A 15677-nucleotide genomic window follows, 5' to 3' on the forward strand; every position below is an offset into this window, starting at 1 on the left:
AGGCCGAACGGTCGGCGTTCTACGAACGGGAATACGTTCGGTGACCATCGTTCCTCGATCAGTCAGGCCACCGCTCGATCCGGTGGCCCGGTCAAAATCCGAATTTTCTTCGGCGCAAAAGCGATGGGACCGGTCTCTCGACGTCACAGGGCCAAGCCAGTTCGCGACCATAATAGGTAGTAGGCGGCTACTATCAGCGCCGTGTAGGCGGGCGCCAGAATTGCGCTAAGCTTCAGTAGGTCGGTCGAGGTCCAAACTTGTCGCTCCCCGCCCTGGAAGACCAGAAGCGCCTTCGAGCTGATTGGCAGCGTCAGGCAGTAATCCATGCCGGCATTGGCCAGGAACGCGACCGCGACTGGGTTGAGGTGGAGCGCCTGCGCCAAGAGGAGTAGGGGCGGCAGGAGCGCAGCCACCCGCGCGGTGTGAGACACCATGTAAAGGTGGGCCGACATCCCCAGCGCCGACAGGGCCAGCAGCACCACAAGGGTCGGGCTGTCATCGGTGATCCCACTCGTCGTCAAAGCCGAGCTTATCAGCCACTTGGCGGCGCCGGTCGAAATCAGGGCGCGCCCAAGCACAAGCGAAGCTGCGATGAACAGGATCAGAGACCAGTTCACCGCCTCGACGCCTTCGTCCCAGTCGAGCACGCCGACCACCGGCATCGTGAGCAGCACTGCGCCAGCGACCGCCACGGTCGCGATGCCGAACGGGTGGTATCCCTCGGTCAACCAGAGGCCCAGCATGGCCGCCACGACCACCCCCGTTCTCCACTCGGCGGCGGATAAGGGACCGGCCTCGGCCTCGACTCTAGCCACCCGCCGCTCCCGCGTTTCGCGATCGAGGAACAGGCGACCGATCACGAAGGCCGTAACCAGGCAAGCGAGTAGACCGAACGGCAGTCCCCAGAGCATCCATTGCCCGAAGCCGATGGTCTTGTCGGACAGACGCTCCAGCAAATCGACCGCAACGAGGTGCGACCCGGCACCGGTCAGGCTGCAGATCGTCGAGATGACGATGACGGAGGGGATCAGCAGGCCGACGGCGCGCGCGAGGCGCTCGTCGTCGTCGGCCTCGATCAGGCTGCGATAGAGCGGCAGGAGGATCGCGGCGCGTCCGGAAGTCGACGGGATCAGGAACGCGAGCGGGAGGATGCCGAAGGTCATGCGCCACATCAGGCCGCCGACCGTCGTGCCGCCTCCAGTGATCAGCGCCGTTAGCCGACCGGCGAGCCCGCTCTTTGCCACCGCAGCGCCCAGGACGAAGGTGCCAATCACGAGCCACACGACCTTCGAACCCAGCCCATCGATCAGCGCCTGTTGCTCGACTGCGCGCGTCGCGACGAGCGACAGGGCGGCGGCCACGGCGACGTAGGCGCCGTTCAGTTCGGTCAGGGTCCAGAAGATGGCGGCCCCGCCGAAGGCCAACAGCGCGGCCCTGGCCGGCCAATCGAGACTTTCCGGAAGGGACACGGCGACGCATAGCGCTGCGAGCGCGCAGGCGACCAGCAAGGTCCGCTTGGAGGACATCCTGATCATTCCCGACCGGCATCGACCTGGAGACGTCCAAGAGCGGCGCCGGCCAAGAAGGTCCGCATCATCTGCTCGGCGGTTCGCTCAAGCTGGCTTTCGACATCTCGCATCGCTTCCTGGAGCGACTGCGGCCGTCCGATGGCGGAGAAGTAGGCGCATACGCCTTCCTCCAAGACCTCGCCGGACCGCTCGCCCAGGGTGCCGGCCAACACGATCACCGCCTTGCCTGCGGCCGCGCCGCGCCGGCCCATCTCCGCCGGGATCTTGCCGCGGGCGCTCTTGTAGTCGAGGCCACCCTCAGCGGTGACGATCAGGTCCGCCCAACCGACCGCCGCGTCGACGTCGAAGAACGGGAACAGGATCTCGAAGCGCGATGTCAGCCGGGCGCCGAGCAGGGCGTGGAGCCCGGCTCCCGCGCCCCCGGACGCGCCGCCCCCGGGCATGAGGCGGACATCGACGCCGCAGTCGCGCTCGACGACCTCGGCTAGGCGGTCGAGCGCCGCGCTCATGGCCTCGACGTCCTCATCGCTCGCCCCCTTCTGCGGGCCGTAGACGCGGGCGACGCCATGGGGGCCGGTCAGAACGTTCTCGATATTGCAGGCAACATCGACCCTGACTTGGGCGAGACGCAGGTCCCGGCCGCCGAGGTCGATGCGGTCGAGCTCGGCGAGACCAAGGCCGCCCTCTGGGATGTCCCGCCCAGTCCGGTCAAGAAGACGCACGCCAAGCGCGCGCGCTAGACCGGCGCCGCCGTCGTTAATCCCGGGATCCCCACACCCGACAATGACCCTCATTGCCCCGGCGTCGATTGCGGCCAGGATGAGTTCTCCGACGCCGCGCGTAGTCGTCCGCATCGGGTCGCGGCGGTCACGGGGCACATGGCTCAAACCTGCCGCGGCGGCGAGTTCGACGACGGCGGTTCCGCGGTGGAGACCTCCAAGCACGGCGAACGACGCGTCCATCGTTTCGCCGAGCGGCCCCGTGACACGTGTCGGCCGGAGTAAACCGCCCGTCATCCGGGCAAGCGTCGCGGCAGTGCCCTCGCCACCGTCCGCAAAGGCCAGTTCGCGGATATCGACACCGTTCGATGCTCGACGAAGGCCAGTCGCTATCGAACTCGCAACATGCTCGGGGTCGAGACATCCTTTGAAGCCGGAGGGAGCGACGAGAATGCGGATACTCATGACTTGAGTTCGGTCCTCGCACCGCATCATGCGTCCAACGAGGGACGGACCGAAAATGGGAAGGGCCCGCTACGGTAATCCGAAGCGAGCCCTGTGACGCCTTGCTTACAAGTCCGGCTGACCTCAGCAGCCATCGTCCTTGGTAGCCTGATCGCCGAGCTTCTGGTTGGCGCCAGCGTTGTTCATGGCGCCGACCGTGCCCGGCGAGGCCGGCTGCTGGCCGCCCGCGAGGTTCTTGCTAGAGGTGCCCACGCCCGCGCCCTGGTCGTTCTTCGCCTCGGAACCGGGCTTCTGCCCGACCATCTGATTGGCGCCGGCGTTGTTCATCGCGCCGATGGTGCCGGGCGAGGCGGGCTGCTGGCCACCGGCCAGGTTCTGGCTCGACTTGTCGACGTCCGAGCTCTTCGGCATGACCTGCCCGGGAGTGGGGTCCTTGGCCTTGGTCGTGCCGGTGTTGCAGGGGGCGGCAAGGGCCGGCACCGCCAGGGCGAAGGTGGCCGCGGCGGCGATGGCGAACGATCTCATAAGCGTTTCCTCAGGTTTTTTGATTCTCGCAAACAAGACTTCGGGCGGCGTCAGGTTCCTGAACGAGGTGCGGCTCCCACCAGGCAAACGCGGCAACCGTACCGACCCAGCGACGCCGCGGATGCAGGCCGCGCTATCGAAGGGTGAGCGCGTCCAGCCATCCGTGGGAGGCAGCGTAGCGGATGATCTCGGCACGCGACCTGAGGCCGAGTTTCTCGGCGGCCCGGGCCTTGTAGGTCTCGACCGACTTCACGCTGACGTCGATGCGCCGCGCGATCTCCTTGTTGCTGAGGCCCTGGGCGATGAGCCGCAATGTCTCCGTCTCCCGTGGGCTGAGCGCCTCGCCGGTCTCGGCCGGCTTGGAGCCTGCCGCCGTCGCGGAGCCGTCCCCCAGGGCGTGTCCGGCGACGGACGGGTCGAGGTAGACGCCCCCGGTCGCGACGGCATGGACCGCCCGCAGGAGGTCCTCGGCGGCCGAGCGCTTGAGGAGGTAGCCCCTGGCGCCAGCCTTCAGCAGCGGCTGGACGTAGGCGGCGTCCTCGTGGACCGTGAGTACCAGGACCTTGGTGCCGGGGCACTCGACGGTCACGCGCTCCGTCAGTTCGAGGCCGTTGAGGCCGGGCATCGAGACGTCGAGGACGGCGACGTCGGGCGCGACGGAGCGGATCAGCGGCAGCGCCTCGCCCCCGTTCGTGGCCTCGCCGACCACGTCCACTCCGGGATCGGCATTCAGGAGCGACCGGATGCCGGCAAGGACGATGGGATGGTCGTCGGCGAGCACGACGCGGATGCGCCCCATGGTCAGATCCTTCATGCACAGGCGGCCTGCGGAACGGGGATGCGGATGAACAACGTCGTGCCGACGCCGGGGGAGGTTTCCAACGTCAGTGTGCCGTCTAGGAGGGACAGGCGCTCGCGGATGCCGGACAGACCGAGACTTGGCTTGGACGGCGAGCCGTCCGCAGGGGGCGGGGGAACCGCCTCGGGATCGAAGCCGACGCCGTCGTCCTCGATGATGACGCGCACCTCTTCCGGGCGGTGCTCGACCGAGACGCTGACCGTTTCAGCTCCGGCGTGCTTGAGGACGTTGGTCAGTGCCTCCTGGACGATCCGGTAGACCGCGCTCTCGGCGGCGGCGGGCAAGCGCACGGGCTCGCCGAGGAACTCCAGGTCCGCGCTGACGCCGTGACGCTGACCCCATTCACGCAGCAGGGTGGCCAGGGCTTCGTGGAGGCCCAAGTCGTCGAGGGCGGTCGGGCGGAGGTCGACGGCGGCGCGGTGGATGTCGCGTCCGATCTCGCCGGCGAGGGTTTGCAGCCAGCGTATCCGGCGACCCGCTTCCGTCGAGGCATCGCCGGCTTCGAGAAGCCGCTCCAGCCCTTTCAGTCCGAGCGAGAGGCCCGTCACAGTCTGGCCGACCTGGTCGTGGAGTTCGCGCGCGATGCGGCGCTGCTCGTTCTCCTGCGCCTCGCCGAGCCGGCGCAGGAGTTCGAGGCGTTCCGCCTCGGCCCGTTTGCGTGGCTCGATGTCGGACACCACGCCGTAGACCAGACCGGCCGAGGCTGGGTCCTGCAGCCGGGGCGCACGACCAGTCAGGCGGACCCAGCGCGGCTCTGGGGCCGAGCCGTCGACGCGGAACTCGACATCGAGCGCCCCTCCGTCCGCGAGGCTCCAGCGCAGTTCGTCGACAAGCCGGGCGCGGTCGTCCGGGTGCACCATCCCGATCACCATGCCGCCATCGGCCTCCGTCTCGCCTTCCGCCGGGACGACGGTCCCCCAACCCAGGAGACGGGCGGCGCGCGGCGACCCAGTCACCTTGTCCCGGACCGTGTCCCATCTCAGCGTGCCGAGCTCCGCGGCCTCGGTGGCGACGGCGCCCTGCTCCTCGCTCGACCTGAGCGCCAGGGCGAACCGGGCCCTTTCGCCGGCACGTCGTTGCGCCATGTCGCGGCCCACCAGCCCGACAAGCGCCAGGGCGAGGCCGATGCTCAGCACGCTGCCGCCGGCCAGGACGAGGTACGAGCGGAGGACGGGGGCGTTCAACGTCGCGGCCGGCATCCCGAAGTGCACCGACCAGCCGCCGGTCTCCTTCAACGTGCGATAGACCACCTCGGCGTTCGAGCCCTCCAGGGTGGAACCCGTGTAGAACCCGTTCGGGGCGTGCCGGATCGCCGCTCGGAGGGCGGCGTCGGCCGGTTGCCCCAGTTCCTCGGCCTCGGCTTGGGTGCGGGCGATGGTGTTTCCGTCGGCGTCGACGATGGTACCGACCCAGCCTTCCGGAGCGCCCGCGTCCCTCAGGATCGAGCTGACCGCGTCGTTGGCGAGACCGACGGAGAGGACATAGTGGAGCTCGCCGTCCCGAATGACCGGTACCCGGAGGGCGACTAGGCGCTTGCCGGAGATCGGTCCGACCGGGCCGATGCCGCCGACCACGGGCCGGCGCGTCCTGACGACGGCGTCGAAGCTGCGTCGGTCCGCGGTCGGTCCGAGCTCGTCGTCGAGGGTGCGGAGCAGGTTGACGATCTGGACGCCATCGGGCCTCGCGAGCTCGACGGTCTCCCATAGGGGGCGCGCCCGCTTTAGCCGCACGGCCTCGGCGTAGAAGGCCGCGAGGTCCGGCTTGTCGAGGGTGGCGGATGCGGCCTCGGCTTCGAGGACGGCGATCTGAGCCGCGATGTCGGAGGCGACCCGTTCGGCGACGCGGGTCGCGCTGGCCACGGCCGCGCCGCGGGTCAGGTCGCGCTGCTGCTGGGCCATGAGGGTGGCGACCCAGCCGCTGAGAAGCAGCACGGGGATGGCCGCCGCAAGGGCGAGCGCGACGAATGTGCGACCGTTCCCGCGGCCCCGTCGAGGCCGGCGGGTGCGTTCGGCGGCTTCTTCCCGGGTGGTCATGCGGCAGGCACTTCGACCGGTCCGTCGTATTGAAGGCTCCCGGACGGAAGGCTCTCCATGTCGTTAGCGCTTTCCGTCCCCGTCGCCGAGATGCGGGCTTTCGCGGACGCGGGTCTCAAGAAGACCTGTCGGTCGGAGGGGTAATGGTGGACGAAGGTGGAGGGTTCGACATGGAACGGATCTCCAGCAGGCGGCGCCCGGATGCGATGACCTGCAGGCTCTGACGGTCGCCCCCGGCCTCGATCACGAACCGCTCCAGGTCCCGAAGGCGTCCGATAAGGTTCGGCGCGACGGCGTCCCCCTCGGCGAGCCCTGCCTCGACCAAGGCCGTCACCACCCGTTCCAACCGTCCGAGGCTTCGGCCCCGGAGCGATGGCGCACGTTTAACCCCCATAGTTCGGTGCCTGGGTACTCAGGCGAAAGCCGACGCATGGCTCGGGGCCCCAGCGGCGTCCCGTGCCATGGCGACGCTTCGGATCGCCACGGCCGGATGGGGAACCCTCGTGCCGGGGTCCCACGCCGATCCGTCGAAACCCTCGAACCACGCCCGCCGCTCGCGCGAATCCACGGGATAGGGACAGGCATCCCTCGGTCGGCCGGTGGTTCGGGCCCTAGATCCCTGTCGAATGACTTCCATGATCATCGGCGCCTGCCCTTTCGCTGTTCCGAAGCGTATTCGACGCCGTCGAGTTGCGCCCGGATCGCTTCGACCGACAAGCTTTTCGGGCCGCTTCTACCGGTCTCACCGACGCGTGTCGGGGCAATCCCGACAGGCCGGGCGGCGGAATGCGCTTGACCGTGGCGAAGGGGCGGCACCGCTCCCCCGGAAGGGAGAAAGACGAGCCATGAGCCGAGGGCCGCGTCCACTGACGGGCCCTCGATTCGTCAGAACCTCTCGCCCATACGTCACGCGCGACTGCTCGGCTTCGAGGTCGATGCCATCCGCGAGCTTCTCGCATTGAACGCCCGGCCGGACCTTCCCTGCGCCGAGGTCGACGTCATCGCCCGGCGTCACCTCGCCGAGGTCGACGGCCGTATCGAGCGTCTCAAAGCCCTGAGGTCCGAGCTCTCGCGCATGGTCGATGAGTGCGGCCGCGGCCGCGTCGGCGAGTGCCGCGTCATCGAGGTCCTGTCCGACCATGGCGAATGCCTCGGGCACGACCATTAGGGGCCGCCTCGACACCTACCCTTCCGATCCGCCCCGGGATCGGGATCATCCAAACCCGTCGTTCTCGACCGCCATGGCCTCGCCGCCTGCTTCGCAATGGGGTGTCCACCTTCTGCGAAACCCGTGGGCCGACCACCGGAGCGCCGCTCGCATGGAGGCGGTTCATCGTTCGACCGCCGTGCCACCGTGCACCCGTGTGGCGCGGAGATGACGTTCGGTACTTATCCACAGCCGTCCACAGCGATCCCAAAAAAATACGGGATCGAAGCTCGGCCGCTATACGGAACCCATCGGATATGTTCTGCTTTTGTTCCCGTACTACGGAGGAGCACCATGCAGGCCATCGACATCGTCATCGGCTTCCCGATGCCGGTCCCGATCCTCGCCAGGGCCGTCCGCGCCGGGTTCCCCAGCCCGGCCGACGACTTCGTCGAGGAGGAAATCGACCTTCAACGCCTGCTCGTCGTCAATCGCCCGGCCACCTTCCTGGTACGTGTCGCCGGCGACAGCATGCTGCTCGCCCACCTTCACGATGGAGACCTCGCGGTGGTGGATCGGTCGCTGACCCAGCGTACCGGCGACGTCGTCGTGGTCGACATCGACGGCGAGCGCTCCTTCAAGGTCTGGAAACGCCAGGGTCCCCGGGTCACGCTGCACTTCGCCAACCCGCGCTTCCCGGAGTTCCGCCTGGCGCCCGATGCCCTCGTCGAGGTCTGGGGTGTCGTCTCCGGCTCCGTGTGCGCCCGGCGCCGCTGCGAATGAACGCCCGGGCCTACGCCCTGTCCGACGGCAACTCGTTCTACTGCTCGTGCGAGCGGGTGTTCGACGCCCGGCTGGCCAAGGTGCCGGTGATCGTTCTGTCCAATAACGACGGATGCGCCATCGCCCGGACCAACGAAGCCAAGGCGCTCGGCATCCGGATGGGCGAGCCCTGGTTCAAGATCCGCGACATGTGCAAGGCCCGGGGCGTCCGGGTCTACTCCTCGAACTATGCCCTCTACGGCGACATGTCGGCCCGGGTGAACGCGGTGTACCGGGGGTTCTCGCCCCGCATCGAGATCTACTCCATCGACGAGAGTTTCCTCGACGTCTCCGACGTGCGCGAGCGGGATCGCGAGAGCCTGGCCCGCGACATGCGCGAGACCGTGCGGGCCTGGACCGGCATCCCGACCTGCGTCGGCATCGGCCCCACCAAGACCCTGGCCAAGCTCGCCAACCACATCGCCAAGAAGAATCCCGTACTCTGCGGGGTCTGCGACCTGACGGATCCGGAGCAGTACGACCACTGGATCATCCGCGTCCCGGTCCCCGACATCTGGGGCGTCGGTCCCGCCAACGCCCGGCGCCTGGAGACCCTCGGATGCGACAGCGCTGCCGACGTTCGCGACCTCGATCCGCGCGTCGCCCGGCAGGCGATGACGGTGGTCGGCGAACGCCTCGTCCGCGAGCTCCGGGGCGAGGCGTGCCTCGACCTTGAGGAAATCGCCCCGACGCGGAAGGGCTGCGCGGTAACCCGCTCGTTCTCGGAGCGCGTCGAGAACCGCGCGACCATGGAGCAGGCGCTGGCCACCCATGCGGCCAGGCTCGGCGAGAAGCTCCGGGCCGGGGGTCTGGCGACATCCCACATCACCGTCTTCTTCCACACCTCGGAGCACGACCGCGGCCGGCCGCAGCGATCCGTCTCGACGATGGTCTCCCTGCCCGAAGCCAGCAGCGACAGCCGCGTCCTGGTTAAGGCCGCCCTCCACGGGGTGCGGAAAACCTGGCGCGACGGGTACCGCTATTCCAAGGCCGGGATCGTCACCACCGACCTCGTGCCGTTGGCCGCCTCCCAACGAGCCTTCCCGGGCCTGGGGCAACTCGACCGCGAGATGGGGGCCGCCCTGATGCAGGCGATGGATGCCTGCAATCGCCGCTTCGGACGCGGTGCGGTCGTCCCGGGCGCCGCCGGGTTCGCCCCAAGGCGGGCTTGGTCGACGAAGTTCGAGATGCGGTCGCCGCGCTACACCACCCGGGTCGACGAGCTACCGGTCGTCGCCGCGGCATGACCGGAACCGGCTGGCGGCGTCCGCATGCGCGGCCTGCCTCACCCCGGGACCCCGCCATCCTCCGCCCTGCGCTTCCGATAACGTCCCGCGCCCTCGCTCACGAAATACCGGTTGCGGTACATCCGCTCGTCGATGGCCCCCCTGACCGTGTCGATGTCCCAGACCTGACCGTGCTCCTCGGACTCATGCACCAGGTCGGCGCCGATCCTGAGCGTGATCTCGCCCACATGCAGCGCGTCGCGCTTCGGAAGGATCTCCCGGATCGCCTGGATGACGCGAAGCCAGAAAGCCCGCGCCTTCACCGTCCGCAGGTGCTGCTTCTGTCGTTCGAGAGAACTCGAGAGATCCGCGCGCTTGTTCAGAGCTTCGTCGGAGCCCTCAGAGCGGACATTGTTCGCAAGCCCTCAGCCAACGCTACCGATCGGGGGGCACTTACCGAGTTTCAATTCGCGACATGTTCGCAACGGACACCGAATCCTCCGCGTGCTACGCTGATCAGCATATCAGCTCGAAGGGAGCACGGGCATGCCAGAGACGTTCGGATCCTTTATTTTGGGGACACGAAAGGAAAAGGGAATAAGTCAAAAGGAACTGGCGGCGATGATATTGAGAGAAGAAGATGGCAAGCCAATCTCACCTCAATATCTCAATGATATAGAGAGAAACCGTCGCAATCCGACCTCGGACCATATAATTGAGCAATTTGCAAAAGCGCTCAATGTAAGATCCGAATATCTTTTCTATCTTGTCGGAACATTTCCTGAAGACATCCGCTCGGCCGGTGCCAAGCAGGACGATGTCGTTCAGTTATTCAACGCCTTCCGTAAGTCGACGAGGTAGCAATGGTTCAGTGGGTGCCCGATGCTACGAAACGGTTTCCTAGACGCCCCCATTTCGAACCCATGGAAATCGATCGCGAGTGTGAGGCGCTGACAGCGGCCTTTCTCCTCAAGCATCGCGGCAAGATCGCGTACCCGCTCGCGACCGAGGATCTTTGCCTCCTGATCGAGCAGCATGTCATGCATCTCGACGTCTATTCGGATCTCTCCGCGGATGGGACGGACGTCGAAGGCGTCACCCGCATCCACATCGGCAAGTCCCCGATCATCGAGATCACCGAAAGCCTGTCCACCGAGGATCGACGCGCAAGCCGGTATCGGACGACTTTGGCACACGAGCTCGGCCACGTCCGCCTGCATGATAGGCTGTTTCAGTCCCATTTCTCGTCCGGCGACCTCCTTCCAGCCGCGGCCGAACTTCGGATCGTCTGCAAGCGCGACGGCATCCTCGATGCCCCCGTCACGGATTGGATGGAGTGGCAGGCCGGCTATGCCTCGGGCGCCTATCTCATGCCCCGCACCGCATTACGGGACCTCCTTCGTCCACGTCTCGATGCGATCGCTGCGCTTCCCCCGTTCCACGTCGCGGATGCGGCGGCGACATCGCTGATGGACGTGGTGATGCGGACCTTCCAGGTCTCGCGCGACGCCGCCCGCGTTCGGTTGCTCCAGCTACGATACCTGACCGCTCGACCCGTGGAGCCGACGCTGTTCGGCTGATGCCCGCACGGTCTCCTTGACTCTCGGCGAAAGCAAAATATGCTGATTAGCGTATTAGCTGATTCGCAGGGATGTGGCATGATCGAGGATGACAAACCGCAGGGAGATGGGCCGAGGCCGTACAGGGTCCTCAGCCTCGACGGCGGGGGCATGCGCGGCATTTATACCGCCGCGTTCCTCGATCGCCTGGTCACGCATTTCGCGCTTACGCGAAAAAAGGATGCCCTCGACCTCGGCGGGGGGTTCGATCTCATCACGGGAACGAGCACCGGCGCCATCGTCGCGTGCGCCCTGGCCATCGGAAAGCCGCTCAGCGACGTGATGGCCCTCTACGAGAAGCACGGGGCGGCCATATTCCCGCACCGGATCAAGGGAACGGGCAGCGCGATCTACCGGGCCCTCAGGGGACGGACCTTCGTCCGCGCCGGGGACCGCGCCCTCAGGAATGCCCTTCACGATGTCCTGGGGGACGTCACCATGCTCGACGTCTTCGAGCGTCGCGGCATCTCGCTCTCGATCCCCAGCGTGCTGATGAAGACGCATCGCGCCTGGGTCTTCAAGAAGACGCCGAAAAGCGGCGTTCGCGACGACAAATACCCCCTGGCCGACGTCTGCCTCGCTTCGAGCGCCGCCCCGATCTATCGCTCCCTCGCGAGCATCGACGATCCGATGGCGACGCATGGACTGAAGCAGGTCTTCGCCGACGGCGGACTCTGGGCCAACAACCCGATCCTGGTCGGCCTACTCGACGCGCTCATGGTAGCCGAGCGGGACCAGCCGATCGAGATCTTCTCCCTTGGAACCTGCTCCAGGCCCGAGGGAGAGCACATAGACGGCGCGCATGCCCATCGATCCATGCTCGGATGGAAGCTTGGCGCGGACGTGGCCCCGTTGAGTATCTCCGCGCAGGAATTCGCCTACGACAACATGGCGAGGCTCCTCTCGAACGTCCTCACAGACCTGGGCAGGCCGGTGCGCACGCTTCGCTTCCCGAAGAAGGACGTTCCCGCCGAGATGATGCCGTTCCTCGCCTTGGACGACACGCGGAAGGGAGCCATCGCACGGCTTGTTCAGCAGGCCTGCTCGGATGCGGACATCACGAAAAGCTCCTGCGACGATCCCCGCAACCCCGACGGTCAGATGGTCCGGTCGCTCATGATGGATTTGCCGACGATGCCGGTGGACGGCCTGACTTGGGAGAGCAAGCGATGATGAACGCCAACGCAGAGGTCCGCGGCTTCCACAAGAAGCGGGTGCGGATGGACGACGACGGCCGTTCGGACATCCTGTCCAAGGCCAAGACCAATCGTAAGCGCCTCCGTCGCGGCCTGATCCGCGATGGCGAGCCGGCGCCGTTCGGTTCGCAAACCCAGGGCTCCTACGCAATGCGGACCATGATCCAGGATGGGGACGGGGACTTCGACATCGACGACGGAGCCTACTTCGATAAGGCGGCGCTCGTCGGCGATCGCGGTGCCGACAGATCCGCGCTGGACGTCCGCAAGATGGTCTGCGCGGCCCTGCAGGACGATTTCTTCAACGACAAGCCGGAGGTGCGGACGAACTGCGTCCGCGTCTACTACAGCGGCGGCTATCACGTGGACGTCCCTGTCTACCGTCGGACCCGCACGAAGGATCAATGGACCGGCGTCGTTACCGAAACCTTCGAACTCGCCGGCGCGGACTGGAAGCCGTCAGACGCACTCAACGTCACAAAATGGTTCAAGCGGCGCAACAACGAAGCGTGCGGCGATTCCTCGACGAACGGCGATCGTGGGCAGTTCGTCAGGGTGGTGCGGTTGGTCAAGGCCTTTGCCCGCAGCCGGCCGCATTGGAAGGGAAAGATCGCCAGCGGCTTCGCGCTCTCGCGCTTGGTAAGCGATCATTTCATCGAGCGTCCCAAGCGGGACGACGAAGCCCTCAGGGACGTTCTCGTCGCCATTCGCGATCGGCTTGCCTGGAACAGCGCGGTCGACCATCCGACGCTGAACGAACGCATCGTCGAGGCCGGGGACGCCAAGACGGAGTTCCTGCGCAAGAAGATCTTCGAGAAGCTCGCCCACCTCGGCGTCCTCGACGATTCCGATTGTACCCATCAAGAGGCGATGAGAGCCTGGGATAGGTTCTTCCGTTCCGACTTCTTCGGTCTTCAACCCGATCCCGACGACGAGAAAGACCTCGACGGGAAAACCAGCGGGCCCGCGGTCATCAAATCCGGCGGGCATGGCTACGCGTGACGGTACATGTTCCCCCGGTCGTGACCGAGCCCCACGACGCCATCGATGCCTGGTTCCGGGGGTTGGGGCGTCACTATCTCGGTCGCGTGCGGCCCGACGACCCGATCCTCCGCGGCGACGCCGGCTCCGCGGGCTGGCGCCTCCGCACCCTCGGCCTTGAAATCGTTGTGGTGGTCGACCGCCACTTTCCATACTCGAAGCCGACGGTGCACCTGGCCGGCGAGACCGAGCGCATGCCGCACGTCGAACGCGACGGGAAGCTTTGCCTGCGCAACCCGGAAGTGCCATCCGATCCCGTCATGGCGGTGGCCTCGGCCCTGGGCGAAGCCCGGCAGCTGCTCCGTGACGTCGCGGCCGGTGGCGAGCGAGACGACTTCGAGGAAGATTTCGGTCTGTACTGGGCGCAGGATGCCGTCGCGGATCACGCGGCTGCGATCCTGCTGCCGCCCGGGCATGGCACCGCCTCCGCGTCATGGACCGGAAACGGGGTGACGACCTACGTCTTCGCATCGGGAGGCGAGGCGCGGAGGTGGTGGCGGCATCGGCACGGCGCAGACCCGGTCCATCTCCGTCGGACGGCTACCATAGAGCTGACGACCCTGCCTCGCCCCGATCGATACCCGACGAGCGGCGCGGAGCTCTGGAGCCTCGTCGAGCAGCGTTCCGACACGGGATGCGAGATGTTGGGCGAACTGCTCCTTCAGATGCCCAAGGCGCTTCCGCTCGTGCTGACCGGCGCGGCCCTGTCCGGCAGACGTCATGCGGTTGCCGTCATGCTGTCGCGTTCCCCCGACCCGAAGCGACCGACGGTGCACCGCAAGGTCATGGAACGGGATTACCCTCGCGGTCAGGTTCCGGCTTCCGTTCTCTGCTCACGCTACGATCTGAGGCGTCTTAGGTGCCAAGCCCTCGATGCGGCCAATACCCGGCTGCCCTACGCGAAGCTCGATCTCCTGACGGGTAAGCGCGTCGGCATTATCGGATGCGGGGCCCTCGGGTCGGGTGTCGCACGGCTCATCGCCAAATCCGGCGTCGGCCATCTCGTCCTTGTCGATCCCGAAACGCTGGGTTGGGAAAACATCCGGCGCCATCAATTGGGGGCCGGTGACGTCCACCGCGCGAAGGCCTCAGCTCTCGCTCGGACGCTCGTTCGCGAGAATCCCGACATCGGCTCGATCAAGGCATTCGATACGACCCTGCAGGCCCTTCTGGCGTCCGATCCAACGGCCTTGGCGGACCTCGACCTCGTCATTGCCTGCACGGGTTCATGGGCGGCGAACGCCTTCCTCGATCATCACCTGTCGTCCCCGGGGAACGGTATTCCCGCGATGTACGGATGGATGGAAGCCCATGCGCTTGCGTCCCATGCGGCATTGCTCATGCCCGGCACCTCGTTCGCCGCCGGATACGACGCTGCGGGCAACGCCCGCATGGTCGCCTCCAAAAGCAAAAAACCTCCGCCGGTCGAATGCGGCGCGCTGACATCCCCGTTCGGCGCGATCGAGCTTGCCCAAGCCGAGGCACTCACCAGCCGCCTCGCACTGGATTTCCTCAGGGGCAAGCAGACCGAGAGCGCCTGGCGATCCTGGCTCGTCGATGCGTCGACCCTCGATGACGCCGAGGGCTCGTGGACGCTGATGTGGCTTGCGACGCGCGGGACCCCGGACCCGCTGGGCGGAATGGCAGCGGGCCCCTGGTGGCAGGCCTAATGAGCGCGCTAACCCTGCAGGCGGGCGACATCCGGGTACGCATTTCCGCCGAGGCCCTGGCTACGTTCGCCGGGCATCGCCAAAAGCGATGCTATCACCGGGAAGCTGGTGGCCAACTGTTCGGATCGATCCGTCCGTCGAACTGGACGATCCTCGAAGCGACCGGGCCACGTAAGAGCGATCAACGTGGCCTCTACGGCTTCTGGCCTGATCGGGCTTCCGAACAACGAGACATCCATTCCTTTCACGCCCGTGGCCTCGAATATCTCGGCGACTGGCACACCCATCCGGAGGACCGGCCAAGCCCTTCAAGCAAGGATTTGACGAGCATTGCATCCATTGTGCGTGAGTCGACCCATCACCTGCCGGGCTTCTTGCTATGTATTGTAGGACGCCTTCCGTTCCCGGATGGCCTGTGGCTGTCCCTACACTCGCGACGGGGCGAGGCGACCCGGGGCATTGTCACCGAGCCAGTCCCATCAGGTTCGGTGCTCGCAATGCACGCAGCCAGACAGGACGGAAATTCACGCCAGCCTTGATGCGCGCATGATTCAGAAAGAGGTTCATGCGAGGTTCCGCTGGCTCCCCCATGGATGTCATCGTCGACATCTGAGATTCACAAAAAGCAATCTTCGTCATCATTCTTGGCCCCCAAGCAAAAATCGCTATGGGTTCGCCGCCGAGATCGCCTCCGCCCACTGATCGGCCCCCACGAGGTGGTCCAAGGGTAAAGTTAGTGCACGGTGGGCCGCTCCGCCACGGGTAGCTTGGCCGGCGGAGCTGGTCTGGCGAGCGCAGCCGGCCAAGCGGAGAAGGCTGGCATGAA

The 15677-nt window shown here is 66.5% G+C and carries 15 protein-coding genes and 1 pseudogene; 8 read left to right on the forward strand and 8 right to left on the reverse strand.

Going from position 1 to position 15677, the window contains the following annotated elements:
- Positions 1-143: 143 nt before the first annotated feature.
- The 7 genes from FV229_RS01880 to FV229_RS28540 all read right to left on the reverse strand — a co-directional run bounded on the left by FV229_RS01880 (position 144) and on the right by FV229_RS28540 (position 6773).
- A complete protein-coding gene (locus FV229_RS01880) occupies positions 144-1526 on the reverse strand; it encodes an SLC13 family permease (RefSeq protein WP_187275030.1) in 1383 nt (460 codons plus the stop codon).
- 5 nt (positions 1527-1531) lie between these two features.
- The gene (locus FV229_RS01885; RefSeq protein ID WP_147750303.1) at positions 1532-2713 is read right to left on the reverse strand and encodes a glycerate kinase; all 1182 of its coding nucleotides are present in this window, start codon (positions 2711-2713) and stop codon (positions 1532-1534) included.
- Positions 2714-2836: 123 nt separating this feature from the next.
- A complete protein-coding gene (locus FV229_RS01890; RefSeq protein ID WP_187275031.1) occupies positions 2837-3238 on the reverse strand; it encodes an exopolysaccharide production protein YjbE in 402 nt (133 codons plus the stop codon).
- A gap of 133 nt (positions 3239-3371) precedes the next feature.
- Positions 3372-4037, reverse strand: coding sequence for a response regulator transcription factor (locus FV229_RS01895; protein ID WP_147750327.1), 666 nt, complete (start codon positions 4035-4037; stop codon positions 3372-3374).
- An 11-nt stretch (positions 4038-4048) separates the two neighbouring features.
- Positions 4049-6130 (reverse strand): ATP-binding protein, encoded by a 2082-nt coding sequence (locus FV229_RS01900; protein ID WP_147750304.1) that lies wholly within the window; start codon positions 6128-6130, stop codon positions 4049-4051.
- A gap of 115 nt (positions 6131-6245) precedes the next feature.
- Complete coding sequence (locus tag FV229_RS01905) at positions 6246-6464, reverse strand: hypothetical protein (protein ID WP_147750305.1); 219 nt, start codon at positions 6462-6464, stop codon at positions 6246-6248.
- 78 nt (positions 6465-6542) lie between these two features.
- Positions 6543-6773, reverse strand: coding sequence for an Rmf/CrpP family protein (locus tag FV229_RS28540; protein ID WP_147750306.1), 231 nt, complete (start codon positions 6771-6773; stop codon positions 6543-6545).
- A gap of 249 nt (positions 6774-7022) precedes the next feature.
- On the opposite strand from FV229_RS28540, the pseudogene FV229_RS01915 reads away from it, so the two are divergent.
- The 3 genes and pseudogenes from FV229_RS01915 to FV229_RS01925 all read left to right on the forward strand — a co-directional run.
- A pseudogene (locus FV229_RS01915) lies at positions 7023-7298 on the forward strand (MerR family DNA-binding protein); the annotation flags it as partial.
- A gap of 333 nt (positions 7299-7631) precedes the next feature.
- Positions 7632-8060: a translesion error-prone DNA polymerase V autoproteolytic subunit gene (gene umuD / locus FV229_RS01920; protein WP_147750308.1), complete on the forward strand. Its 429-nt coding sequence runs from the start codon at positions 7632-7634 to the stop codon at positions 8058-8060.
- Positions 8057-9346 (forward strand): Y-family DNA polymerase, encoded by a 1290-nt coding sequence (locus FV229_RS01925; RefSeq protein WP_147750309.1) that lies wholly within the window; start codon positions 8057-8059, stop codon positions 9344-9346. Before umuD ends, FV229_RS01925 begins: the two co-directional genes overlap by 4 nt.
- Positions 9347-9384: 38 nt before the next feature.
- On the opposite strand, the gene FV229_RS01930 is transcribed toward FV229_RS01925, so the two are convergent.
- A complete protein-coding gene (locus tag FV229_RS01930) occupies positions 9385-9648 on the reverse strand; it encodes a hypothetical protein (protein WP_147750310.1) in 264 nt (87 codons plus the stop codon).
- Positions 9649-9871: 223 nt separating this feature from the next.
- Here FV229_RS01930 and FV229_RS01935 point away from each other — a divergent pair, with 223 nt between their 5' ends.
- From FV229_RS01935 to FV229_RS01955, 5 genes are all read left to right on the forward strand, one after another.
- Positions 9872-10186 (forward strand): helix-turn-helix transcriptional regulator, encoded by a 315-nt coding sequence (locus tag FV229_RS01935; RefSeq protein ID WP_147750311.1) that lies wholly within the window; start codon positions 9872-9874, stop codon positions 10184-10186.
- A gap of 62 nt (positions 10187-10248) precedes the next feature.
- The gene (locus FV229_RS01940; protein ID WP_246688014.1) at positions 10249-10905 is read left to right on the forward strand and encodes an ImmA/IrrE family metallo-endopeptidase; all 657 of its coding nucleotides are present in this window, start codon (positions 10249-10251) and stop codon (positions 10903-10905) included.
- Between the two features lie 78 nt (positions 10906-10983).
- Positions 10984-12117, forward strand: a complete 1134-nt coding sequence (locus tag FV229_RS01945) for a patatin-like phospholipase family protein (RefSeq protein WP_147750313.1) — start codon at positions 10984-10986, stop codon at positions 12115-12117.
- On the forward strand, positions 12114-13142 hold the full coding sequence (locus FV229_RS01950) for a cyclic GMP-AMP synthase DncV-like nucleotidyltransferase (RefSeq protein WP_147750314.1): 1029 nt from the start codon (positions 12114-12116) through the stop codon (positions 13140-13142). Before FV229_RS01945 ends, FV229_RS01950 begins: the two co-directional genes overlap by 4 nt.
- A gap of 20 nt (positions 13143-13162) precedes the next feature.
- Entirely contained in the window at positions 13163-14851 is a 1689-nt protein-coding gene (locus FV229_RS01955; protein WP_147750315.1) for a ThiF family adenylyltransferase, read from the forward strand.
- Positions 14852-15677: the final 826 nt, after the last annotated feature.

Source organism: Methylobacterium sp. WL120 (assembly GCF_008039465.1).
Taxonomy (GTDB): Bacteria; Pseudomonadota; Alphaproteobacteria; order Rhizobiales; family Beijerinckiaceae; genus Methylobacterium; species Methylobacterium cerastii.